24 protein-coding genes are annotated in these 22,577 nt (G+C 68.1%); 9 read left to right on the forward strand and 15 right to left on the reverse strand.

The window, feature by feature from the left end; translation table 11 throughout:
* Nucleotides 1–6 precede the first annotated feature (6 nt).
* The 13 genes from msbA to LRK53_RS19470 form a co-directional block, all read right to left on the reverse strand.
* Nucleotides 7–1,791: a lipid A export permease/ATP-binding protein MsbA gene (msbA, locus tag LRK53_RS12575; protein WP_027491868.1), complete on the reverse strand. Its 1,785-nt coding sequence runs from the start codon at nucleotides 1,789–1,791 to the stop codon at nucleotides 7–9.
* The gene (locus LRK53_RS12580) at nucleotides 1,788–2,219 is read right to left on the reverse strand and encodes an ExbD/TolR family protein (RefSeq protein ID WP_027491867.1); all 432 of its coding nucleotides are present in this window, start codon (nucleotides 2,217–2,219) and stop codon (nucleotides 1,788–1,790) included. Before LRK53_RS12580 ends, msbA begins: the two co-directional genes overlap by 4 nt.
* Before the next feature lie 9 nt (nucleotides 2,220–2,228).
* Nucleotides 2,229–2,876, reverse strand: coding sequence for a MotA/TolQ/ExbB proton channel family protein (locus LRK53_RS12585; protein ID WP_027491866.1), 648 nt, complete (start codon nucleotides 2,874–2,876; stop codon nucleotides 2,229–2,231).
* A gap of 107 nt (nucleotides 2,877–2,983) precedes the next feature.
* The gene (locus tag LRK53_RS12590; protein ID WP_027491865.1) at nucleotides 2,984–5,284 is read right to left on the reverse strand and encodes a DNA internalization-related competence protein ComEC/Rec2; all 2,301 of its coding nucleotides are present in this window, start codon (nucleotides 5,282–5,284) and stop codon (nucleotides 2,984–2,986) included.
* Nucleotides 5,285–5,511: 227 nt separating this feature from the next.
* The gene (gene lolD, locus LRK53_RS12595; RefSeq protein ID WP_027491864.1) at nucleotides 5,512–6,210 is read right to left on the reverse strand and encodes a lipoprotein-releasing ABC transporter ATP-binding protein LolD; all 699 of its coding nucleotides are present in this window, start codon (nucleotides 6,208–6,210) and stop codon (nucleotides 5,512–5,514) included.
* 7 nt (nucleotides 6,211–6,217) lie between these two features.
* On the reverse strand, nucleotides 6,218–7,459 hold the full coding sequence (locus tag LRK53_RS12600) for a lipoprotein-releasing ABC transporter permease subunit (RefSeq protein WP_027491863.1): 1,242 nt from the start codon (nucleotides 7,457–7,459) through the stop codon (nucleotides 6,218–6,220).
* A 97-nt stretch (nucleotides 7,460–7,556) separates the two neighbouring features.
* Nucleotides 7,557–7,994 (reverse strand): protein YgfX, encoded by a 438-nt coding sequence (locus LRK53_RS12605; RefSeq protein WP_027491862.1) that lies wholly within the window; start codon nucleotides 7,992–7,994, stop codon nucleotides 7,557–7,559.
* A complete protein-coding gene (locus LRK53_RS12610; protein WP_027491861.1) occupies nucleotides 7,966–8,214 on the reverse strand; it encodes an FAD assembly factor SdhE in 249 nt (82 codons plus the stop codon). The genes LRK53_RS12605 and LRK53_RS12610 overlap by 29 nt, the downstream gene beginning before the upstream one ends.
* Nucleotides 8,215–8,317: 103 nt before the next feature.
* Nucleotides 8,318–9,100: a succinate dehydrogenase iron-sulfur subunit gene (locus LRK53_RS12615; RefSeq protein ID WP_027491860.1), complete on the reverse strand. Its 783-nt coding sequence runs from the start codon at nucleotides 9,098–9,100 to the stop codon at nucleotides 8,318–8,320.
* A gap of 21 nt (nucleotides 9,101–9,121) precedes the next feature.
* Nucleotides 9,122–10,909, reverse strand: a complete 1,788-nt coding sequence (gene sdhA / locus LRK53_RS12620) for a succinate dehydrogenase flavoprotein subunit (RefSeq protein ID WP_027491859.1) — start codon at nucleotides 10,907–10,909, stop codon at nucleotides 9,122–9,124.
* A 4-nt stretch (nucleotides 10,910–10,913) separates the two neighbouring features.
* The gene (sdhD, locus tag LRK53_RS12625; RefSeq protein WP_027491858.1) at nucleotides 10,914–11,327 is read right to left on the reverse strand and encodes a succinate dehydrogenase, hydrophobic membrane anchor protein; all 414 of its coding nucleotides are present in this window, start codon (nucleotides 11,325–11,327) and stop codon (nucleotides 10,914–10,916) included.
* Nucleotides 11,324–11,716, reverse strand: a complete 393-nt coding sequence (gene sdhC / locus LRK53_RS12630; protein ID WP_027491857.1) for a succinate dehydrogenase, cytochrome b556 subunit — start codon at nucleotides 11,714–11,716, stop codon at nucleotides 11,324–11,326. Before sdhC ends, sdhD begins: the two co-directional genes overlap by 4 nt.
* Before the next feature lie 87 nt (nucleotides 11,717–11,803).
* Nucleotides 11,804–12,034, reverse strand: coding sequence for a DUF1674 domain-containing protein (locus LRK53_RS19470; RefSeq protein WP_369491340.1), 231 nt, complete (start codon nucleotides 12,032–12,034; stop codon nucleotides 11,804–11,806).
* Between the two features lie 67 nt (nucleotides 12,035–12,101).
* On the opposite strand from LRK53_RS19470, the gene ygfZ reads away from it, so the two are divergent.
* Complete coding sequence (gene ygfZ, locus LRK53_RS12635) at nucleotides 12,102–12,905, forward strand: CAF17-like 4Fe-4S cluster assembly/insertion protein YgfZ (protein WP_027491856.1); 804 nt, start codon at nucleotides 12,102–12,104, stop codon at nucleotides 12,903–12,905.
* Between the two features lie 476 nt (nucleotides 12,906–13,381).
* Nucleotides 13,382–13,816 (forward strand): cell wall hydrolase, encoded by a 435-nt coding sequence (locus LRK53_RS12640; RefSeq protein WP_027491855.1) that lies wholly within the window; start codon nucleotides 13,382–13,384, stop codon nucleotides 13,814–13,816.
* A gap of 163 nt (nucleotides 13,817–13,979) precedes the next feature.
* Here LRK53_RS12640 and LRK53_RS12645 read toward each other — a convergent pair whose 3' ends face one another.
* Together LRK53_RS12645 and LRK53_RS12650 are read right to left on the reverse strand one after the other, a co-directional pair.
* The gene (locus LRK53_RS12645) at nucleotides 13,980–14,480 is read right to left on the reverse strand and encodes an outer membrane lipoprotein (RefSeq protein WP_027491854.1); all 501 of its coding nucleotides are present in this window, start codon (nucleotides 14,478–14,480) and stop codon (nucleotides 13,980–13,982) included.
* 25 nt (nucleotides 14,481–14,505) lie between these two features.
* The gene (locus LRK53_RS12650; RefSeq protein WP_235642662.1) at nucleotides 14,506–15,087 is read right to left on the reverse strand and encodes a glycine zipper 2TM domain-containing protein; all 582 of its coding nucleotides are present in this window, start codon (nucleotides 15,085–15,087) and stop codon (nucleotides 14,506–14,508) included.
* Nucleotides 15,088–15,245: 158 nt separating this feature from the next.
* Between LRK53_RS12650 and LRK53_RS12655 the strand changes: the two genes are divergently transcribed.
* The 7 genes from LRK53_RS12655 (at nucleotide 15,246) to phbB (ending at nucleotide 22,508) form a co-directional block, all read left to right on the forward strand.
* Entirely contained in the window at nucleotides 15,246–16,031 is a 786-nt protein-coding gene (locus tag LRK53_RS12655; protein ID WP_027491853.1) for a TatD family hydrolase, read from the forward strand.
* Nucleotides 16,032–16,265: 234 nt separating this feature from the next.
* The gene (locus LRK53_RS12660; protein WP_027491852.1) at nucleotides 16,266–16,790 is read left to right on the forward strand and encodes a MarR family winged helix-turn-helix transcriptional regulator; all 525 of its coding nucleotides are present in this window, start codon (nucleotides 16,266–16,268) and stop codon (nucleotides 16,788–16,790) included.
* Nucleotides 16,791–16,801: 11 nt separating this feature from the next.
* Nucleotides 16,802–18,277 (forward strand): efflux transporter outer membrane subunit, encoded by a 1,476-nt coding sequence (locus LRK53_RS12665; RefSeq protein ID WP_235642228.1) that lies wholly within the window; start codon nucleotides 16,802–16,804, stop codon nucleotides 18,275–18,277.
* On the forward strand, nucleotides 18,264–19,472 hold the full coding sequence (locus LRK53_RS12670) for an HlyD/EmrA/EmrK family protein (RefSeq protein WP_027493881.1): 1,209 nt from the start codon (nucleotides 18,264–18,266) through the stop codon (nucleotides 19,470–19,472). The genes LRK53_RS12665 and LRK53_RS12670 overlap by 14 nt, the downstream gene beginning before the upstream one ends.
* Nucleotides 19,473–19,480: 8 nt before the next feature.
* Nucleotides 19,481–21,043: a DHA2 family efflux MFS transporter permease subunit gene (locus LRK53_RS12675; RefSeq protein WP_027493882.1), complete on the forward strand. Its 1,563-nt coding sequence runs from the start codon at nucleotides 19,481–19,483 to the stop codon at nucleotides 21,041–21,043.
* Between the two features lie 94 nt (nucleotides 21,044–21,137).
* Entirely contained in the window at nucleotides 21,138–21,635 is a 498-nt protein-coding gene (gene phaR, locus LRK53_RS12680) for a polyhydroxyalkanoate synthesis repressor PhaR (protein ID WP_027493883.1), read from the forward strand.
* 111 nt (nucleotides 21,636–21,746) lie between these two features.
* Complete coding sequence (gene phbB / locus LRK53_RS12685) at nucleotides 21,747–22,508, forward strand: acetoacetyl-CoA reductase (protein ID WP_235642230.1); 762 nt, start codon at nucleotides 21,747–21,749, stop codon at nucleotides 22,506–22,508.
* Nucleotides 22,509–22,577: the final 69 nt, after the last annotated feature.

The following is a 22,577-nucleotide window of genomic DNA, read 5'->3' on the forward strand; positions in this document are numbered from 1 at the left end:
ATGGCCTCAGTCGCTGCCCTGGTTGATCGCATGATCGTGGAACTGCATCCGGTGCAGCGCGGCGTACTGCCCGTCCAGCGCGACCAGCTCGGCGTGCGTGCCACGCTCGATGATGGTGCCCTGCTCCATCACCGCGATCTGGTCGGCACCTTCCACGGTGGACAGGCGGTGCGCGATCACCAGCGTAGTGCGGTCACGCATCAGCCGCTGCAGCGCCTGCTGGATCAGCTGCTCCGATTCGGTGTCGAGCGCGCTGGTGGCCTCGTCCAGCACCAGGATCGGGGCGTTCTTGAGGATCGCGCGGGCGATCGCGATACGCTGGCGCTGGCCGCCGGACAGCGTGTTGCCGCTCTGCCCGACCGGGGTGTGGATGCCTTGCGGCAGGCGCGCGATGAACTCCATCGCGTTCGCTGCCTCGGCGGCGGCCACGATCTCCGCCTCGCTGGCGCCGGCCAGTTCGCCGTAGGCGATGTTGTTGGCCACGGTGTCGTCGAACAGCACCACGCTCTGCCCGACCCAGGCGATCTGCCGGCGCAGCGAGGCCAGCGTGTACTCCCGGTAGTCCTCGCCGTCCAGCACGATGCGCCCGGCGCTGGGCTCGTAGAAGCGCGGCAGCAGGCTGACCAGGCTGCTCTTGCCGCTGCCGGAGCGGCCGACCAGGGCAGTTACCGTGCCGGGCGTGCAATGCAGGTCGACGCCGCGCAGGGCCTCGAAGTCGTTGCGCGGGTAGGTCAGCCGCACGTCCTCGAAACGCAGGTCGCCACGCGTGCGCGTCAGCTCGCGCGAACCCTGGTCGAGCTCCGGTGGCATGTCGATGACCCCGAACAGATCCTCCGCCGCGGAGATCCCTCGCTGGATGTTCGCCTGTACGGTGGCGAGTCGCTTCAGCGACGGCATCATGGCGCCCATCGCGGTGAGCACGGCGATGAAAACGCCCGAAGAAATCTGATCGATGACACCCGGCCGCGTGCCCAGGAACACCAGCACCGCGAGCGCGAACGCCGCCACCGTCTGGATCGCGGTGCTCGAGCTGGCATTGGTTGCCGCAATCTTCAGGTTGAGCCGGCGCGCGCGATGGGTGACCTCATCGAAACGGGTCGCTTCATGCTGCTGGCCGCCGTAGATGCGCACCTCGCGATGGGCACCCACCGATTCCTCCACCGTACCGGTGACCGAACCCATGCTGCCCTGGATGCGCCGGCTGATCTGCCGGTAGCGCCGGCTGACCACGGTGGCGATCAGCATGATCGCCGGGATCATTACCAGCAGCGCCAGCGTGAGGTAGGCGCTGTTGTGCAACATCACGTAGAACATGCCGATCACGGTGACACCTTCGGTCACCGCGATCTTCACCGCATCGGTCGAGGCCGAGGCGACCTGTTCGCTGGTGTAGGTGATGCGGGAAATCTGCTGGCCGGACGGCTCGCGGCCAAAGAAGGTCGCCGGCAGGCGCAGATAGGACGCAAACACGTCGTGCTGTATCGCCTGCACGATGTTGCGTCCGATGTAGGAGATGCCGTAGCTGCTGACGAAAGTGCCGATGCCGCGAATCGCGAAGATGGCCAGGATCCAGATCGGCATCCAGAAAATCAGGTACGGATCCTTGTTCAGGAACAGCTCGTCGAACATCGGCCTGAGCAGGTTGGTGAAAACCGCCAGGCCACCGCCGTCCACCGCCATGCCGACCAGTGCGATCAGGCCCACCGCCCAGTAAGGCCGGGTGTAGCCAAGCAGGCGCTTGTAGACGCGCCGACTCTCGGCATCCCACACGCCGATCCTGCCGCTGCTCACCGGCCGTTACCCGACTTGCTTGGCGTGGTGGCAATCGACAGCCGGGTGAAGCCGAGCTGGCCCAGCGCGTCCATCGCGGTGACCACGTTCTGGTTGGGCGTCATTGCGTCGGCGCGGATCGTCACTGGCCGCGCGCGATCGTCGCCCGCATTGCGCGCGATGGTCTGCTTCAGCGCCTCGATGCCCTCGCCCATCACCTCGTCGCTGCCGACGTAGAAGCGACCGTCGCGGTCGATCATGATGGTGAGCGCCTGCGTATCCAGGTCGCGGTCCGGCGTGCTCGCCTGCGGCAGGGTGACCTGCATGCGCGAGTGCTGGATGAACGTGCTGGTCAGCACGAAGAACATCAGCAGGGTCAGCAGCACGTCGATCAACGGGATCACGTTGATCTCGAACTCGTCGCCGCGGCGGTCGTCGCCGATACGCATCGGTGCGCCTCAGCCCACGCTCGGGGTTGCCGGCGCGCGCCGCGGACGCACCGGCGCGGTGGCTGCAGCGGTGGCCAGGGTCAGCTCGTCGAGCAGCGCCGTGGCCTGCTTTTCCATCTCTATGCGGTAGCCGGCCACGCGCGAGCGGAAGTAGCGGTGCAGCACGTAGGCGGGAATCGCCACGGTCAGGCCCGCCGCGGTGCAGATCAGCGCCTCGCCGATGCCGCCGGCCATCCGGGCCGGATCGCCGATGCCGCCGGCCATCACTTCCATGAACATGCGGATCAGGCCGATCACCGTGCCGAACAGGCCCAGCAGCGGGCCGATCAGCGCGATCGTGCCGAGCGTGTTGAGGTAGCGCTCCATCCGGTGGACCACGTGCCGGCCGGTGTCCTCGATGCGCTCCTTGATCAGCTCGCGCGACTGCCGGCGCACCACCAGGGCGGAGGCCAGCAGTTCGCCCAGCGGCGAGCCGTTGGCCAGGTTCTCGAGATGCTGCGGGTCGAGCTGGCCGGAGCGCACCCACTGGCGCACCTCGTCACCCAGGCCCGGTGGCAGCACCGACTTGCGGCGCAGCGTCCAGCAACGCTCCAGCACGATCGCCAGGGCAATCGCCGAGGAGATCAGGATGGGCACCATCGCCCAGCCGCCAGCCAGCAGAATTTCCAGCACTTTTCGACCCCGACGCGCGACCTGACAGGAGCGCGCATGATAGCAGCGTCGCCCCGTCGTACTGCGGCACGCGTGGCATTCCCCGCCGCGGCTCACTCGCGCCAGTAGCGCGCCTGTCGCTGACGCCAGCCTGGCTCGCGCCGCGGCGGCGCGTCGGCGGAGAAATCCAGCGCCATCGCTCCCTGCCGGGCCGTGTCGAACACCGGCACCTGCGCGTCGGCGTAGCGCGCCAGCACCTGCGCCCTGGGGTGGCCGAAGCGGTTGCGCCAACCCGCCGACACCAGCGCCAGACGCGGCCGCACGGCAGCGATGAAGGCGGCGCCGGATGAGGTCCCGCTGCCGTGATGCGGTACCAGCAGCACCGTCGGCGGCCCCGCGCCGAGCGCCGCCGCCACCTGCGGCTCGGCCGCGGAGCTGATGTCGCCGGTCAGCAGCAGGCGTCCGCCGCCGCCCTCGACCAGCAGCACGCAGGAGCTGTCGTTGTCGCGGTCACCCGCGCCGGGAGCCGGGTTCAGCACGCGAAAGCGCACGCCGTCCCACTGCCACGCCTGACCGGCCACGCACTGCTGCATCGGCAGGTGCAGCCGCGACGGCTCGCCGGCGTAGCGCGACGCCCGCGGAAACGCCTTCGCCACCGCCTCGGCACCGCCGGCATGGTCGTTGTCGCCGTGACTGACCATCAGCATGTCGACCCGCCCCAGGCCCAACGCATGGATCGACGGCAGCACCACCGCCTCGCCCAGGTCGAAGCCGGACGGGTAGCGCGCGCCGGCGTCGTACACCAGCACGTGACTGCGGGTGCGCAGCAGCACGGACTGGCCCTGCCCCACGTCGAGCACCCAGACCTTGAACGCACCCTCCGGCGGCGACGGGTTCGGCGGCCACAGCAGCGGCAGGAACAGCAGCAGGCCAAGCCAGCGCAGTGGCACGCCACGCGGCAGGAACAGCCACAGCGCACCGAGCACGGCCAGCAGCAGCGCATGCGCCTGCACCGCCGGCAGGTACCACTGCGCGCCGGGCCAACCGGCCATCTGCTCCAGCAGCCACCATTGCGCGTGCGCAATGCGCGCCGCCAGCCACAGCACCGGCGCGGCCAGCGGCGGGCACAGGCCGAGCAGCAGCATGCCGGACAAGGCGCACGGCACGATCACGAAGCTGACCAGCGGCACCGCGACCAGATTGGACAAGGCGCCCACCAGCGAGGCCTGGCCGAAGAACCACAGGGTCAGCGGCAGCAGCGCCACCGTCATCAGCAGCTGCCCGGCCGACAACTCGTGCAGAAACGCGCGCAGGCCGCGGCCGCGCGACTGCAGGCACAGCATCAGGAACGCCACGCCCACGAACGACAGCCAGAAGCCGGCCGCCAGCACCGCCAGCGGATCGGCCAGCAGGATCGTGATCAGCGCCAGCGCCAGCGAATGCGCACCGCTCGCGCCGCGGCGGCTGCAGCGCGCCAGCGTTACCACCGCGATCATCAGCAGGGTGCGCACCGTGGGCAAGCCGAAGCCGGCCAGCGCGCTGTACAGCGCGGCCACCAGCAACGCCGCGGCGGCCTGCGCCTGCACCCGCGGCAGGTGCAGACCCAGCCGCGGCCACAACGCGTAAACCAGCCAGGCCAGCCCCACCCCGAATACGGCCGCCACGCCGACGTGGAAGCCGGAAATCGCGATCAGATGCGATACGCCATTCGCGCGCGCCACCGCCCAGTCGCGCTGCTGCAGCCCGCGCGTGTCGCCAACCGTAAACGCTTGCAGCAAGGCCGCATCATGCCGGTCGCGCACGCGCGCCGCGATACCGCGGGCCACCGCGTCACGCACGCCGTCGACGCACCAGCGCGCGACGGCCAGCGGCGCGTTGTCCGGATCGTCGCGGACGTAGCCGGTGGCGACGATGCCGCGCTCCAGCGCCGAGCGCTCGCTGTCGGCGCCACCGGGGTCGAGCAGCCCGCGCGGCCGCTTCAGGCGCAGCGACAGCCGCCAGCGCGAGCACGGCCGCAGCGGCGGCGCATCCTCGTACCAGGCCACGGTGACGCGGCCGCGCAGCGCAACCGGCTGGCCATCCAGCGTGGCCTGCTCCACCTTAAAGGTGAAGCGGCTGGCGTCCGGCTGCGCCAGTGGCAGCTCGGCGATCGTGCCGATGACCGCAAGATCGCGCCCTTCCAGCGCCCGCGGCAGGCGTGCGTCCATCGCCAGACCACCACGCCAGGCCGCCCAGGCGATACCGGCCAGCAGCCAGGCCAGCCAGCGCCAGCGCGGGCAGCGCCAGGCCAGCCCTGCGGCCATCAGCAACAGCAAGCCCAGGCACCAGGACGGCGGTAATTGCGGCAACCATTGCACCAGCAGCACGCCGGCCAGCAAGGCCGGCGCCGCCATGATTGCCGTCGTTCGCGTCATGCCGCCGGCCCGTCCCTTCCTGGAAGAAGCCGAGCCTAACGTGACGCGCGCGACGATGAGGATGAAAAACGCGTAGGCGCTCACCCAGACGACTTGCCGAACCCGTCAGGATGGGTCCCCTCCCCTGCCCAGCAGGGGAGGGTCAGGGAGGGGTGGCTCTTGATCTTGCCGCAAGCTCGGGCTACCCCACCCAGCCTCCCCCTGCATACATGGTGAGGAGCGCAGCGTCAGGCCCCCGGGCTTTCCTGCAGCACGCCGTTGTGCAGCACCAGGGTGCGGTCCATCTTTGCCGCCAGCTGCGGATCATGGGTGACCAGCACGAAGCTGGTGCCGATCTCGCGGTTGAGTTCCAGCATCAGCGCGTAGACCTGCGCGGCGTTGCCCTCGTCGAGGTTGCCGGTCGGCTCGTCGCCGAGCACGCAGGCCGGTCGGGTCACCAGCGCGCGCGCCACCGCGCAGCGCTGGCGCTCGCCGCCGGACAGCTCCGACGGTTTGTGCTGCGCGCGCCCACCCAGCCCGACCCGCTCCAGCAGCGCGACCGCCTGCTTCTGCGCCTGCGCGATCGAGGTGCCGCGGATCAGCAGCGGCATGCACACGTTCTCCAGCGCGGTGAACTCGGGCAGCAGGTGATGGAACTGGTAGATGAAGCCGAGCGAGCGGTTGCGCACGCGGCCGCGCTCGGCGTCGGACAGTTTCGACAGCACGCGGCCATCCACTTCCACCTCGCCCGCGGTGAGCGTGTCGAGTCCGCCGATGATGTGCAGCAAGGTGCTCTTGCCCGAACCGGAGGCGCCGACGATCGCCATCGTCTCACCACGCTTCAGGGTGAAGCTGACGTCGCTCAACACCTCGGTGCGCAGGCCGCCTTCGGCGTAGGTCTTGGCGACGCCGCTGGCGCGCAGCACGTGTTCGGTCGCGGGTTTCATGACGGCCTTATTCATAGCGCAACGCCTGCGCCGGCTGCGTGCGCGAGGCGCGCCACGCGGGATAGAGGGTGGCCAGCAGCGAGAACGCGAAGGTCAGCAGCGCGGTCCAGCCCACGTTGTACCAGTCCAACCGGCTCGGCACCTCGCTGATGTAGTAGACGTCCGGCGACAGGAAGGTGACGTGGAAGGTGTGCTCGATCCACTTGATGATGCCCGGCAGTTTCCACGACAGCAGCGAGCCGAAGCCGACGCCGAAGCCGATGCCGACGAAGCCCACCAGCACGCCTTGCACCATGAACATGCCCATGATGCTGCGCGGGGTGGCGCCGAGCGTGCGCAGGATCGCAATGTCGGCCTGCTTGTCGGTGACCAGCATCATCAGCATGGAGATCAGGTTGATCACCGCGACCAGGATGATCAGCGACAGGATGATGAACATCACCATCTTTTCCATCGACAGCGCGGCGAACAGGTTCGCATTGGTGTCCATCCAGGTCTGCACCCGGTAGATCTGGCCGAGCTGGTCGGCCAGCTCGCGCGCGACTGGACGGGCGTTGAACAGGTCGTCGAGTTTCAGCCGGATGCCGGTAGGGCCGCTGAGGTCGTTGAGCTTCTCGGCGTCGCCCATGTTGACCAGCGCCAGGCCGGAGTCGAACTGCTCCATGCCCAGCTCGAACGTGCCCACCACGTGGAAGACGCGCATGCGCGGCACGCTGCCCATCGGCGTGGCGCGCAGCTGCTGCACCGCCATGGTGACGCGGTCGCCCACGGTGACGCCGAGCGTCATCGCCAGTTCGCGGCCCAGCACGATGTTCCAGCTGCCCGGGGTGAGCTGATCGAGCTTGCCCTCGAGCATGTGCTTGTCGATGTCGACGACCTTCGGCTCCTGCGCCGGCTCCACGCCGCGCACCAGCGCGCCGCTGGAGCGCCGCGCCAGCAGCATCGCCTCGCTCTCCACGTAAGGCGCGGCGCCCAGCACGTGCGGATTCGCCTCGGCGATCTTCAGCGCGCGCGACCAGTCCTGCACGCTCTCGCCGACGCCGGACACGGTGGCATGCGAGATCGCGCCGAGGATGCGCGAGCGCATCTGGTAGTCGAAGCCGTTCATCACCGACATCACCGTGATCAGCGCGATCACGCTGATCGCGATGCACACGATCGACACGGTGGAGATGAAGGAGATGAACTGGTTGCGCCGCTTGGCGCGGGTGTAGCGCAGGCCGATGAACAGTTCGAGCGGTCGGAACATGGGCGGGTCGCTGGTGGGAATTGCAGGGCGGGCCGCCCGGTCGCCCATTATCGGGCATTCGCTCGGACCGTGCTGCGGCGGCAAAGTTGCCGGCCGGTCACAGTCGCGGCAGCGCCTCGCCCGGCTGGACCGTGGCCAGACGCATGCGCAGGCGCCGGCGGATGTCTGTGTCGCTGTTGTCCGGCCCCAGCAACAGCACCTGCGTGCCGCGTTCCGCCGTATGCAGGCGCAGCAGCACGAATCCGCCTAGCACGCGGAACGAGGCCAGCGTGGCCGGTAGGTCGGCATGATCGTGCAGGCGCAAGCTCCAGGCATGCCCGGCGCTCCAGCCGGCCGCCACCACCGGGCTGCTGTTCACGCGGCGCAGCGCCTGCCAGGTCGTCAGCACCACCAGCATCGCCAGCAGCAGTTCCAGCCATGTCGGCAGCGCGCTCAGCGCCACCGCGAGCAGGGCCAGCGCCGCGACCAGCAGCAGGGCCCGCCGCAGCCATCGCGACGGCCGGTACTCAAAGCCGATGGCGGGCGCGGATGTCATCGATGATCGCCTGCCAGTCCGCCCGCTGCGGACGCGCATGGCCCATCACCCAGTCCCACAGGTCCGGATCCTGCACATCGAGCAGTTCGTCGAATGCCTGCCGCTGCGCTTCGTCGGCGCTGGCAAAGCGATCGTCCAGCCAGCCGCCAAACAGGGCGTCCAGCTCGCGGGTGCCGCGGCGGGCGCGCCAGCGCAGGCGCTTGATGCGTGCTTCATCCATCACCAGGCTCGGTCGTTATCCATGCATGCGAAGTGTAGCCGTTGCGCCAGAACGCGACAGGCCGCGCATGGCGGCCTGTCGCTTGCCGGCGTGGGCAGCGTGCTCAGGCCGAGCGGCGCTCCACCATCAGCTTCTTGATCTCCGCGATCGCCTTGGCCGGGTTGAGGCCTTTCGGACAGGTGCGCGTGCAATTCATGATGGTGTGGCAGCGATACAGCTTGAACGGGTCTTCCAGGTCGTCCAGACGTTCGCCGGTGGCTTCGTCGCGCGAATCGACGATCCAGCGCTGGGCCTGCAGCAGGATCGCCGGGCCCAGGTACTTGTCGCCGTTCCACCAGTAGCTCGGGCAGCTGGTGGAGCAGCAGGCGCACAGGATGCACTCGTACAGGCCGTCGAGCTTCTTGCGGTCCTCCGGCGACTGCAGGCGCTCCTTGTCGGGCACCGCGCTCTGCGTGCGGATCCACGGCTTGATCGACGCGTACTGCGCGTAGAAGTGGGTGAGATCGGGCACCAGGTCCTTCACCACCGGCATGTGCGGCAGCGGGTAGATCTTCACGTCGCCCGCGGCCATCTTGTCGATCGCGCAGATGCACGCCAGCGTGTTGGTGCCGTCGATGTTCATCGCGCACGAACCGCAAATGCCCTCGCGGCAGGAGCGGCGCAAGGTGAGCGTGGGATCGATCTCGTTCTTGATCTTCAGCAGCGCGTCCAGCACCATCGGGCCGCACGCAGCCAGGTCGACCTCGTAGGTGTCGATGCGCGGGTTCTGGTCGTCGTCCGGACTCCAGCGGTAGATGCGGAAGGTGCGCGGCTTCTTCGCGTCCTTCGCCGGCCAGTGCTTGCCCGGCTGGATCTTGGAATTCTTGGGTAGCGAAAACTCTGCCACAGTGGCTCTCCAGTCCGGGTATCAGTAAACGCGCTTCTTCGGCGGCACCACCTCGACCTCGTCGGTCAGGGTGAACATGTGCACCGGGCGGTAGTCGAAGCTGGTCTTGCCGCGTTCGTCCACCTTCACCAGGGTGTGCTTCATCCACTCGGCGTCGTTGCGTTCGGGGAAGTCCTCGCGCGCGTGGGCGCCGCGGCTTTCCGGGCGCTGCTCGGCCGAGTGCATGGTGGCCACCGCCTGGTCGAGCAGGTTGGCCAGCTCCAGCGTCTCGATCAGGTCGGAGTTCCATACCATCGAGCGGTCGCTGACCTTCACCTGCTTGAACGAGTCGTGCACCTTGTCGATCTTCGTGCAGCCTTCCTTCAGTGTCTCGCCGGTGCGGAACACGGCGGCGTCCGCCTGCATGGTGCGCTGCATGTCGAGGCGGATCTGCGCGGTGGGCAGCTCGCCGTTGGCGTGGCGCAAGCCATCGAAGCGCGCCAGCGCCTTGTCCAGCGCGCTGGCCGGCAGGTCCTTGTGCGCGGCGCCGGGCTGGATCAGTTCGGCGCAGCGATGCGCCGCCGCGCGGCCGAACACCACCAAGTCGAGCAGCGAGTTGGAGCCGAGGCGGTTGCCGCCGTGCACCGACACGCAGGCTGCCTCGCCGATGGCGAACAGGCCCGGCACCACGGCGTCGATGTCGTCGCCCTTCTTCTGCACCACTTCGCCGTGGTAGTTGGTGGGAATACCACCCATGTTGTAGTGCACGGTGGGCAGGATCGGGATCGGCTCCCGGGTCACGTCCACGCCGGCGAAGATGCGCGCCGACTCGGCGATGCCCGGCAGCCGCTCGTGGATCACCTCGGCGCCCAGATGCATCAGGTTGAGGAAGGCGTGGTCCTTGTGCTCGCCCACGCCGCGGCCTTCGCGGATCTCGATGGTGATGGCCCGGCTGACCACGTCGCGCGATGCCAGGTCCTTGGCGCTGGGCGCATAGCGCTCCATGAAGCGCTCGCCGTTGGAATTGGTGAGGTAGCCGCCTTCGCCGCGCACGCCCTCGGTGATCAGGCAGCCGGCGCCGTAGATGCCGGTGGGATGGAACTGCACGAACTCCATGTCCTGCAACGCCAGGCCGGCGCGCAGCACCATGCCGCCGCCGTCGCCGGTGCAGGTGTGCGCCGAGGTGGCGCTGAAATAGGCGCGGCCGTAGCCGCCGGTGGCCAGCACCACGGCCTGGCCGCGGAACACGTGCAGCGTGCCCTCGTTCATGTCCAGCGCCAGCACGCCGCGGCAGACGCCTTCCTCGTCGAAGATCAGGTCGGTGGCGAAGTACTCCACGAAGAACGTGGCGTCATGCGCCAGCGCCTGCTGGTACAGCGTGTGCAGGATGGCGTGGCCGGTGCGGTCGGCGGCGGCGCAGGTGCGCTGCGCGGTGCCCTTGCCGTAGTGCGTGGTCATGCCGCCGAACGGGCGCTGGTAGATATGGCCGTCCTCGGTGCGCGAGAACGGCACGCCGTAGTGCTCCAGCTCGATCACCGACTGCGGCGCGTTCTTGCACATGTATTCGATCGCGTCCTGGTCGCCCAGCCAGTCGCCACCCTTCACGGTGTCGTAGAAGTGGAAGCGCCAGTCGTCCTCGCCCATGTTGCCGAGCGCGGCGGCAATGCCGCCCTGCGCCGCCACGGTGTGCGAGCGGGTGGGAAACACCTTGGTGACGCAGGCCGCCTTGAGGCCCTTCTCGGCGAGGCCGAAGGTGGCGCGCAGGCCGGCGCCGCCGGCGCCGACCACCACCACGTCGTACTTGTGCTGCTGGATCTTGTAGCTTTCCACGGTCTTAGACTCCCAATGCGATGCGCAGCACGGCCAGCACGCCCGCAAGCGCGCCCAGCACCGCGAGGAACTTGATCGCCACCAGCAGCACCACTTCCTTCCAGCGGGTGTGCACGTAATCCTCGATCACCACCTGCAGGCCGAGCACGGCATGCCAGAACGCGGTGACCACGAACAGAATCAGCAGCAACGCATTCCACGGCTTCGCCACCGCGGCCTTCGCCGAGGCGTAGTCGGCGTGCAGCAGCGAGAGCACGGTGACCAGGAACCACAGGCCGAGCGCAATCAGCGCGGCAGCGGTGACGCGCTGCACCCACCAGTGATCCGCACCGTGCTGCGCCGAGCCAAGGCCACGCGCAAACTTCATGGGATGGCGCAGCTGGCTGCGCACGTCGTCGGTACCCACGCGCAGGTTCATGCCACACCCCCAATCAGTACGAAGGCCCAGATGACGACCGTCAGCACGACGCTGCCAACCACCGACAACCAGCTCGAACGCACGAACTGCGGGATCGCGTAGCCTGCGCCGGTGTCCTGCACCAGGTGGCGGATGCCGTTGCACAGGTGATAGCTGAGCGCCCAGCTCCAACCCAGCAGGAGGATCAGGCCGAGCGGGCTGCCGATGCAGATCCTGAACTGCGCAAAAGTCGCCTCACCGGAGGCCAGCGCCAGAAGCCCCCACACCACCAGCAGAGTACCGATGGCCAGCGCGATGCCGGTGGCGCGATGCAGGATGGAGGTCACCATCTGTATCTGCCACCTGTAAACCTGCAGGTGCGGGGAGAGCGGTCGTTGCGTATCTGCCATGGCGGCTATCCTGTGTGGAATCGCTGGTGCTCATGCCGCACCTTCCCCTGTCCTGATACGCGACGACGACATGCGTCGCGCGACCGTTCAGAAGTCGATACAGCGTCCGTTCTTTTCCCAATCACCGTAACGCGTGGGATCCGGAGCCGGTCGCTCCTCCGACGCCTTGTCCGCTGCCGGGCCCGCAGGCACGGCTGTCGTTTCCGCCGGAACGGAAACTGGTGTGGATTCGGCTGGAGAGAAGGTATCGGACATGGTTTTTGAAAGCCGGTAAAGGTTAATACTTGCAGCAATGCAGTACAACCATGCACACCGCATCGACGCCACGGAATCATCGCGTCACCACTTGTGCCCCGATCCGCCTGCCCCCAGCTGCGCCAACCTCATGCCGACACATCTTCCCGCCGAAACCCTGCTGCTCGAAGGCCACGACGCGCCGGCTTTTGCGCAGGCGCAATTCAGCAGCGCCATCAATTCGCTCGCCACCGGCCACTGGCAATTCAGCGCATGGCTCGATCCGCAGGGGCGCGTACGCGCACTGTTCCATCTGGCCCGGCTCGCCGACCAGCGTTACCTGCTGCTGCTGCGTGGAGGCGATGCCGCGGCGATGGCCGATGCACTGCGTCGCTTCGTGTTCCGCGCGAAACTTACCGTGACGGCGCTGCCGCCGCGCGCGCTCGCCACCGGCCCGGCGTTGCCGCTGCATGCGGTCATCGACGGCGGCGAAAGCGTGTCGCTTGGTGGCGACACGTACAGCCTGCGCATCAGCGCCGTCGGTGCGGGCGACGACGCGTGGCGACTGCCGCAATTGCACGCAGGCTGGCCGTGGCTGCCGACGCCTTTGCTGGGCGAGTTGTTGCCGCCGGCCCTGTCGTTGCATCGTCTGCAGGCCGTCGCCATCGACAAGGGTTGTTACCCGGGTCAGGAAATCGTCGCGCGGCTGCATTTTCGCGGCGGCCACAAACGCCACCTGCATCGCGTCACTTTGTCGCAAGCAACGACCGCCGGCAACGCATTGCATCGTGACGGGCGCGTGGTCGGTTGCGTGCTCGACGTGGTCGCGACGAACGACGGCAACGAAGCGCTCGTCGTACTTGCCGACGACATCGCGGCGCAGCTTTCCTGCGCGCATCCGCAGCCATTCGACGATGATCTCGCGCTCGGCATCATCACGTCGTGGCCAGCGTGAACGATGGACTGTCGACGCAGGTGAATCGCGCGTACAGCACTCGTCAACGGATCGTGAGCGTCGACTGAACTTCGCACCCGCGGCACTTGCCAGCGGCGAATTCCGCCACTAGGCTCCGCCGATCGAATATCGCGGCACCCGGAACACGGGGTGCCGATACACGCGACGAACCGGAAGAATCCGAATCGGCGCGACCCGGCAGAAACAACGCCGGATGGAACACCGCCTCGCAGCCAACGAGTGCGTCGTAGTCGAAGGCAACACGGCCGAACGGCCGCGCAACGCCCGACAACATCAAGCTCCCCCGATCGGCATGACCTGCCGCTCGACCCGCCACATTCCCGTGGCAAAGCGTCACGGCCACAAGTTTCGGCCATGGCGATTGATCCAGGTGGAACGGCCTGCCCGCCCGTCCACCGCAACGGCGTTCGAAGCCGCGGTCTGCTTCGCGCGTACAGCACGTTGGAGGCAGAACCATGAAACTTTCCATGCTGTTGTGGCTGACGACCCTGATGCCCCAGCCCGCCGCCGACCAGGCTTGCCTGGCCACCACTGTCTACCTCGAGGCGCGCAGCGAGTCGACCAATGGTCAGCTCGCCGTGGCGGAAGTGGCGCTGCGTCGCCGCGACCGCGGCCGCTGGGGCAACACCGTGTGCAAGGTGGTGAGCTCGCCTCACCAGTTCGCCACCACGACCACACCCGGCTCATTCGAGATCACCAACCTGGAAGCCTTCGGCAAGGCGTGGCAGGTGGCCGGCATGTCGATCGAGAACTGGCAACTGCCGGTGGCGCAGCGCCGCATACTGGTGCCGCGCGCCGACCACTTCGCCTCGACCGCAGTCTCGCCGGCCTGGTCGCACAACCGCCCCAGTGTGACCATCGGCGAGCATGCGTTCTACGCGGTGAACTGAGGATCAGTCCTTGCGGTCATCCATGATCGCGAGAGTCCAATGGGCGGCCTTCCCTGGCTGCACTTCCGAACAATTCAGCGACCGCTTGTGACCGCATGAACGAAAAAGGCCCTCTTGCGAGGGCCTTTTCATTTGGACGTCCAGACGTCCGTACGCGAACTACTCAGCGCGCATAGACATGATCGCCGCGCACCTCGACATAGTCGCCGCTGCGGACGCCGGGGTTCTCGCGCTGGGTCACCGTGGCGTACTGGCCGTCGTCCAGTCGCACCACGATGCGCCAGGCGACGTCGCTGCCGCTGTTGCGCTTGCCGACCTGGTTGCCGACGACGCCACCGACCACCGCGCCGGCCACGGTGGCGGCCTTGCGGCCATCGCCCTTGCCGACCGTGTTGCCGAGCACCCCGCCGGCCACCGCGCCGATGATCGCGCCCAGCGTGCCGCCATTGCCGCTGCCGCCGTCGAGGTAGACCTGCTGCACTTCCTGCACCACGCCGCAGGCCTGGCAGCGCACACTGCGGTCGCCATGACCGTAACCGCTCTGTCCCTGATAGCCGCGGTTGTAGTTGCCGTCATTGCCATACGGCGAGGTTGCGCAGCCGCCGAGGGCCAGCCCAACGCTCATTGCGGCGGCCATGGCGAATTTGCTGGTCAGTGCATTCATGGGTTCGTTCCTCTCCGGGGTTGCTTCAGTGGGCGTCGGACACAGCCGTCACGCCTTCCTGCACCTGCACCCGGTCGCCCGGGTCATGATCCATCCGCACGGTGCGGGTGACGCCGTTGTATTCATAACGGACGTCGTAACCGACGATCTTGCTGCTGGTGTTGTTGACGGTTTCGCATTTGCGCTCCACCGTCGAGCTGACCTGGGCATGCTGGCGGCTGGCCTGGATGCGGTTGCCGGCATAGCCGCCGCCGACCGCACCAGCCACCGTGGCCAGCGTCTTGCCCTTGCCGCCACCGACCTGGTTGCCGACGAGGCCGCCAACGACGGCGCCGATCGCGGTACCGGCAATGCGGTTCTCGTCCGTCGGCGGCGTGGTGTGCGTGACCGTCTCGTCATGGCAGACCTGTTTCGGATTGTTCACCGTCGAACGTACCGGGTCGACGCTGACCACCTTGGCATACTTGACCCTGGCGTCCGCGCTGCTGCCCGCGTCGGCAGAGGCATTGGAAGCGCCCGCATCCGCATTGCGGTTGCAGGCCGATAGGCCAGTCGCGAGTACCGCCGCGATGGCGACATTGAGTACATTGGCTGTCAACCTGTTCATCACGATCCTCTCCTCCGTTTTTGTTTGGCGACATGGCGGGATGCCCCTCGGCACCGGCGCAAATACCTGCGTGGCCATTGAACGGTTGTCCAACTGAATCGCAGCTAGCTCACGCTCGTTACATTATCTTCACGCCAGCCACGCGGGACCCTCTGCCAGTGCACGAAAAACGCAACCCGTACCCGCTCGTCGACAGCCACGTGCACCTCGACGACGAGGCGTTCGCCGGCGACCGCGAGGCGGTCGTCGAACGCGCCCGCCGCAACGGCGTCGACACGCTGGTGGTGCCCGCCGTCGATGCCCCAAGCTGGCCGCGGATCCGCCAGCTCTGCGCCCGCCACGCCGGTGCCTACCCCGCCTACGGGCTGCATCCGCTGTTCCTGACCGCGCACGCGCCGGAACAGGTCGATGCGCTGGCCGCCTGGCTGAACGAAAACCGTCCGGTGGCGGTCGGCGAGATCGGCCTGGATTTCCACCTGGACACTCCCGACCGCGAGCTGCAGCGACACTGCTTCTCGCGCCAGCTGCAATTGGCCCGCGAGCATGACCTGCCGGTGATCGTGCATGCCCGCGGTGCGCTGGAGGAAGTCATCCTAACCCTGCGCCGCAGCGGCAACCGGCGCGGCGTGGTGCACAGCTTCTCCGGCAGCGAGCAGCAGGCGCACCAGTTGTGGGAGCTTGGCTTTCAGCTCGGCATCGGCGGCCCGGTGACCTACGAGCGAGCGCAGCGCCTGCGCCGGATCGTGGCGCGCATGCCGATCGAATTCCTGCTGCTGGAGAGCGACGCCCCGGACCAGCCGGACGCTACCCACCGCGGCGGGCGCAACGAACCGGCCCATGTGATCGAAGTCCTGCGCTGCATCGCGACGCTGCGCGATGCGCCGGAAGCGGAGATCGCCGCCACCACCAGCGCCAACGCCCGTCGCCTGTTCGGGCTCGGCTGAGAGCTTGCGGATTTTTCGACCTCTCAGACCGGCCATCGATGGCCGGACATGAAACAGTCACTCCAGTGACTGTTTCATGCGAGCGAGTCCGGGCGTGCAACGGACTTGCGACAAGAAGAAAACCACAGGAGGTGGTTTTCTTCTCAAGCTCCGACGCATAGGCCATCCGTCACTTGCCAGCGACAGCCCAGGTTTGCTAGTTTTTATTTCACTGGTGAAATATGAGTCAGTGAAATGGCGCGTCTGACAAACTGCATCGCGCTGATGGACGAAGGCATCGGCCGGATCAGCCGGATCATCCCGCAAATGCCGGCCAGCGAAGCGCGGCTGTGCCGGCTGATGCTGATGCTGGGCAACCACATCGAGGAAGAGCTCGAGTTCAAGCTGAAGCCGCACAAGCTCAACCATAGCGAGTTCCTGACCCTGATGATCCTGTACAGCCGCCCGGACGGCAGCTCCACGCCGGGCGAGCTGTGCGAGTACACCTCGCAGGGCGCCACCAACATGACCCGCATCGCGAACGCGCTGGTCAAGCGCCGGCTGATCACCCGTGGCGTCAGCGAGGAGGATCGCCGCCGCGTGCTGATCCGCATTGCCCCGGCCGGGCGGCGTTTCGTGCAGAAGATGCTGCCGCCGATGTTTCCCCGCATCGCCATCATGTTTGCCGGCTTCAGCGATACCGACAAACGCCATCTTGATCGGTTGCTGCGCAAGCTGGCCGGCAATCTTGGCCAACTGGGCGAGAGCCGCCTCCCATGAAGGAAACCCCGATGAATCACGCCCCGCTCCGCGGTCGCGCGGTGCTGGCCGCCGCGCTGGCGCTGGCGCTGGCCGGCTGCGCCGCCGCGCCTGCCAGGCTCGGCCAGCCCGTGCTGCGCGACGATGTGCCGCTGGCCGGCCTGCAGGCTCCCACCCGCGCCGGCTGGCCGGCCGCCCAATGGTGGCGCCAGTACGACGACCCGCAGCTGGACGCGCTGATCGAGCGCGCCATGCGGGAATCACCGGACCTGGCGCTGGCGCAGAGCCGCGTGCGCAACGCCGAGCAGTCGGCGAAGCTGGCCGCCGCGCAGCTCGGGCTCACGGTCAACGGCAGCGCGCAGGTGACGCGCGAGCGGCTGAGCGATCACGGCCTGATCCCGAGCCAGTTCCTCGGCTTCAGCTGGTACAACCAGGCCGACCTCGGCGTGCAACTGCGGTACGACTTCGACTGGTGGGGCAAGAAGCGCGCGACGATGGAAGCCGTACTGGACCAGGCGCGCGCCGCCGAAGCGCAGCACAGCGCCGCCGCGCTGGCGATCCAGTACGCCATCGCCGATACCTATTTCGGCTGGCAGGCCGACCAGGCGCGGCTGCAGCTGGCCGACCGGTTGCTGGCCACGCAACAGCAGTTCGCCGATATCGCCGAGCTGCGCGTGCACCAGGGCGTGGACCTGCCCGATGAAGCACAGAAGGCCCAGGCCCAGCTGGCCGCGGTGCGCGAGATACGCGTGGCGCTCGACGGCTCGGCGCAGATCCGCCGCGCCGCACTGGCCTCGCTGCTCGGCGTGGCGCCGGCCGAATTGCCCGAGCTGCAGCCGCGGCCGCTGCCGACGATCGAGCGCGGCGTGCCGGCGAACGGCGGGCTGGACCTGATCGCGCGCCGCCCCGACATCGCCGCCAGCCGCTGGCAGGTCGAGGCAGCGCTGAAGCAGACCGACGCCGCGCGCGCCGAGTTCTTTCCCGACATCAGCATCACCGCTCTGGCCGGCCTGTCCAGCATCGACATGGGCAAGCTGCTCACCGCCGGCAGCCGCGCCTTCGAGCTGACCCCGGCGCTGCATCTGCCGATCTTCACTGGCGGCGCGCTCGAGGCGAACTACGGCGTGAGCAAGGCCCAGCTCGACGCCGCCGTGGCACAGTACGACAGCACCGTGCTGGCCGCCGCGCGCGAGGTAGCCACGCAGGCGCTGGGCGCCGAACAGCTTGCCGCGCGCCAGCGCGAACAGCAGGCTCAGCTGGACGCCGACCAGCGTCTGCTGGCGAACGCACAGGCGCGGGCCCGTCAGGGCGTGCGCGACCTGCGCGAGAGCCTCGGCGCGCAAGCCGCGCTGCTGCTGCAACGCGACGCCACCACCCAGTTGCAGGCGCAGGCGGTGAGCACCGACCTGGCCCTGATCAAGGCGCTCGGCGGCGGCTACCGCAGCACCGACGATGCCGCCACCCCCTCTTCCGTTACCGCCGGAGCCGCCCACCATGAGCGCCACTGAATCCGCCAAGTCCTCCGCCGAGGCCAACGACAGCGGCATGGCCGCGAAGGACCCGGCCAAGCGCCGCCGCTCGTTGCTGGTGGTGACCGGCATCTTCGCGCTCGCCGCGCTGGGCTGGTTCCTGCTGTGGCTGTTCGTGTTCTCCACCCGCGAGAAGACCGACAACGCCTACGTCGGCGGCAACCAGGTGGCGATCTCGGCCCAGGTGCCAGGCACCGTGGTGGCGATCCTCGCCGACGACACTCAGCGCGTCGAGGCCGGCCAGGTGCTGGTGAAACTGGACAGCACCGATGCCGACACCCGCCTGGCACAGGCGCGCAGCACACTGGCCCAGGCCGTGCGCGGCGTACGCCAGCAGACCAGCTCGGCGAGCAGTGCCGACGCCCAGGTGGTTGCCGCGAAGCTCGACCTGAAGAAGGCCGAGGCGGACCTGCAGCGGCGCCTGCCGTTGATCGCCGCCCAGGCCGAATCGCCGGAGATCGTGCAGCATCTGCGCGACGGCGTGGAGCAGGCGAACGCGGCGGTGAACGCCGCCGAGGCGCAGTCCGCCGCGGCGCACGCCGCGATCGAGGGTACCGACGTGGCGCAGAACCCGGTGGTGCTGCAGGCCCGCGCGAATTTCCGCGCCGCCTGGGTCGCCGCGCAGCGCAACGCGATCTACGCACCGGTGTCCGGCTACGTGGCCGAGCGCAGCGTGCAGCTGGGCAACAGCGTGCAGCCGGGCCAGCAGCTGATGACCGTGGTGCCGCTGCACGACCTGTGGATCGACGCCAACTTCAAGGAAGGCCAGCTGCGCCACATCCGCATCGGCCAGCCGGCGAAGGTCGTCTCCGACCTGTACGGCAGCGATGCCGTCTACCACGGCAAGGTGGTCGGCCTGGGTGCCGGCACCGGCAGCGTGTTCTCGCTGCTGCCGGCGCAGAACGCCACCGGCAACTGGATCAAGGTGGTCCAGCGCGTGCCGGTGCGCATCGCGCTGGACAACCAGGAACTGGACCAGCATCCGCTGCGCATCGGCCTGTCCACCGACGTCACCGTCGACATCCGCCATGACCAGGGCAGCGTACTGGCCAGCGCGCCGACGCAGCAGCCGGTGGCGCAGACCAAGGTCTACGACCAGATGGCCAGCCAGGCCGACGCGGAAGCGGAGCAGATCATCCGCGCCAACCTGCCCCGCAGCACCGCCGCGAACTGAGCCTCAGCATGGCCGCCACGCCGAACGACGCCGCACCCGACGCCCCGCTGCAGCCGCTGCATGGCGGCCCACTGGCGCTGCTCACCATCGCCGTTGCGTTCAGCACCTTCATGGAGGTGCTGGACATGACGATCGTCAACGTCTCCGTGCCGCACATCGCCGGCAGCCTTGGCGTGAGCCCCAGCGAAGGCACCTGGACGATCAGCTCCTACGCGCTGGCCAGCGCGATCATGCAGCCGCTGACCGGCTGGCTGGCGCGCCGCTTCGGCGAGGTGAAGACCTTCGTCGGCTCGGTGCTGCTGTTCGTGATCTTCTCGATGCTGTGCGGCCTGGCCACCAGCATGCCGGTGCTGGTGATCGGCCGCCTGCTGCAGGGCGCCGGCTCCGGCCCAATGGTGGCGCTGTCGCTGACCCTGCTGCTGTCGAACTATCCGAAGGAAAAGCAGGGCATCGCGCTGGCGCTGTGGGCGATGACCGTGGTGGTGGCACCGATCTTCGGCCCGATCCTGGGCGGCTGGCTGACCGACAACTTCTCCTGGCCGTGGATCTTCTTCATCAACCTGCCGGTCGGGCTGGCGGCGGCCGTGGTCACCTGGGGTTTGCTGCGCAAGCGCGAAACGAAGACCTACAAGGCACCGATCGACATGATCGGCCTGGCCCTGCTGGTGGTCGGTGTGGGCGCGCTACAGTTCATGCTGGACAACGGCAACGACCACGACTGGTTCGCCTCGCCGATGATCCTGGTGCTGGGCCTCACCGCGCTGGTCTGCATCACCTTCCTGATCGTGTGGGAGCTGCACGCGAAGCACCCGGTGGTCGACCTGTCGCTGTTCCGGCAACGCAATTTCACGGTGGGCGTGGTCAGCTTGTCGCTGGGCATGTTCGCGTTCTTCGGCATCAACGTGGTGTTCCCGCTGTGGCTGCAGATCACCCTGGGCTACACCGCCACCTGGGCCGGCCTGGCCACCGCGCCGGTCGGCGTGCTGGCGTTCCTGATCGCGCCGGTGCTGGGCAAGAACATGCACCGGCTGGACCTGCGCGCGGTGGTGACATTTTCGTTCCTGGTGTTCGCCGGCACCTCCTACTGGTTCTCCACCTTCGACAGCTCGGCCTCGTTCGCCGCCCTGGTGGTGCCACGCTTTGTGATGGGTCTGGCGATCCCGTGCTTCTTCATCCCGCTGAACCAGGTCTACCTGTCCGGCCTGCCGGTGGACCAGATCGCCAGCGCATCGGGCCTGTCCAACTTCTGCCGCACGATCGGCTCCAGCGTGTCCACCGCGGTCATGGTGACGCTGTGGCAGCACCGCGGCGACTCGCACCACGCCAGCCTCACCGAGTACGTCAGCCCGGGCCACCCGGCCACCACCGGGTTCCTCGGTCAGCTGACGCACGGCGGGCTGTCGCACACCCAGAGCCTGGGCCTGATCGATCGGCTGCTGACGCGCGAGGCGCTGACCCTGGCGGTGAACGACGTGTTCTGGGCCAGCGCGATCCTGTTCATGCTGCTGATCCCGCTGCTGTGGTTCGCCAAACCGCCGTTCGGCAGCACCGGCGGCGCGGTCGGTCATTGAACAGCCTGCTCTGGAAATGCTGCGGCCGATGGCCGCAGCATGAAAATCCGCCACTGGCTGGTGCGGCGCAATATCTTCTGCTAGCGTGCGCCGCATGGCACAAGCAAAGCGCACCATCAAGAAGTATCCAAACCGGCGTCTCTACGACACGGAGATCTCCAGCTACATCACGCTGGAAGAGGTCCGCCAGCTGGTCCTGGACAACGAGGACTTCGAGGTCCGCGACGCCAAGACCGGCGAGGACCTGACCCGTTCGGTGCTGTTGCAGATCATCTCCGAGCATGAGGACAAGGGGCAGCCGATGCTGTCGCCGCAGCTGCTCAGCCAGATCATCCGCTTCTACGGCGACTCGCTGCAGGGCTTCATGGGCCCCTACCTGGAGCGCAGCCTGCAGGTCTTCCTCGACCAGCAGAACCAGTTCCGCAGCCAGCTCAACAGCCTGATGGGGCAAACCCCCTGGAACACGCTGAACGATCTCACCGAACGCAACCTCGCCGCATTCCAGGCGCTGCAGCGGGGGCTGATGGACACCGCCGCCAAGGTCATGCCCACCCCGGCGGCGCCCAGCCGCAGCGGCAAGAAATCCGGCTGAGGCACCTGACTCCCACGGCGCGCTTCGGCGCGCCGTTCGTTTGCACCCCATTCTGGTCGCTGCAGCACAGCACGTGCTGCCATGCGGCATGGCACACCGATGACCCCGAACATGACTCGCACCAACCCTTCTTCACGCCTCGCCCTGGTCACCGGCGGCATCGGCGGCCTCGGCACGGAAATCTGCCGTCAGCTGGCCCGCGCCGGGCGCAAGGTGATCGCGCTGGACCTGGCCTCGCGCGCGGAGCGCGTGGCCGCGTTCCACGATGAGGTCGCCGACTTCGGCGGCGCCATCGCGTTCGAGCCGGTCGACGTCAGCGACTTCGACGGCTGCCGACAACTGGTCGAACGGGTCGAACAGCAGCACGGCGGCATCGACATCCTGGTCAACGCCGCCGGCATCACCCGCGACGCCAGTCTGCGCAAGATGACCCCGCAGCAGTGGCACGAGCTGCTGCAGGTGAACCTGGACGGCGTGTTCAACATGTGCCGCCAAGTGGTCGAGGGCATGACCGCGCGCAGCTTCGGGCGCATCGTCAACATCAGCTCGGTGAACGGCCAGACCGGCCAGTTCGGCCAGACCAACTATTCCGCCGCCAAGGCCGGCGTACACGGCTTCAGCATGGCGCTGGCGCGCGAGACGGCGCGCAAGGGCGTCACCGTCAACACCGTCTCGCCCGGCTACTGCGATACCCCGATGGTGGCCGCGGTACCGGACGAGATCCGCGCGCAGATCATTGCCGCCATTCCGGTCGGCCGCCTCGGCTCGCCCGCCGACATCGCCCGCGCCGTGGCCTTCCTCGCCGCCGACGACGCCGGCTACATCACCGGCGCCAACCTGCCGGTGAACGGCGGCTACTTCATGAGCTTCTGAGCCGGCCGGTCGGAACCCACGCCGCCGGCCGCCGCCAACGTCGACCGGCTGCATTGACGCGGACCGGCC

The organism is Rhodanobacter thiooxydans (genome assembly GCF_021545845.1).
In the GTDB taxonomy this organism is placed as follows: Bacteria; Pseudomonadota; Gammaproteobacteria; order Xanthomonadales; family Rhodanobacteraceae; genus Rhodanobacter.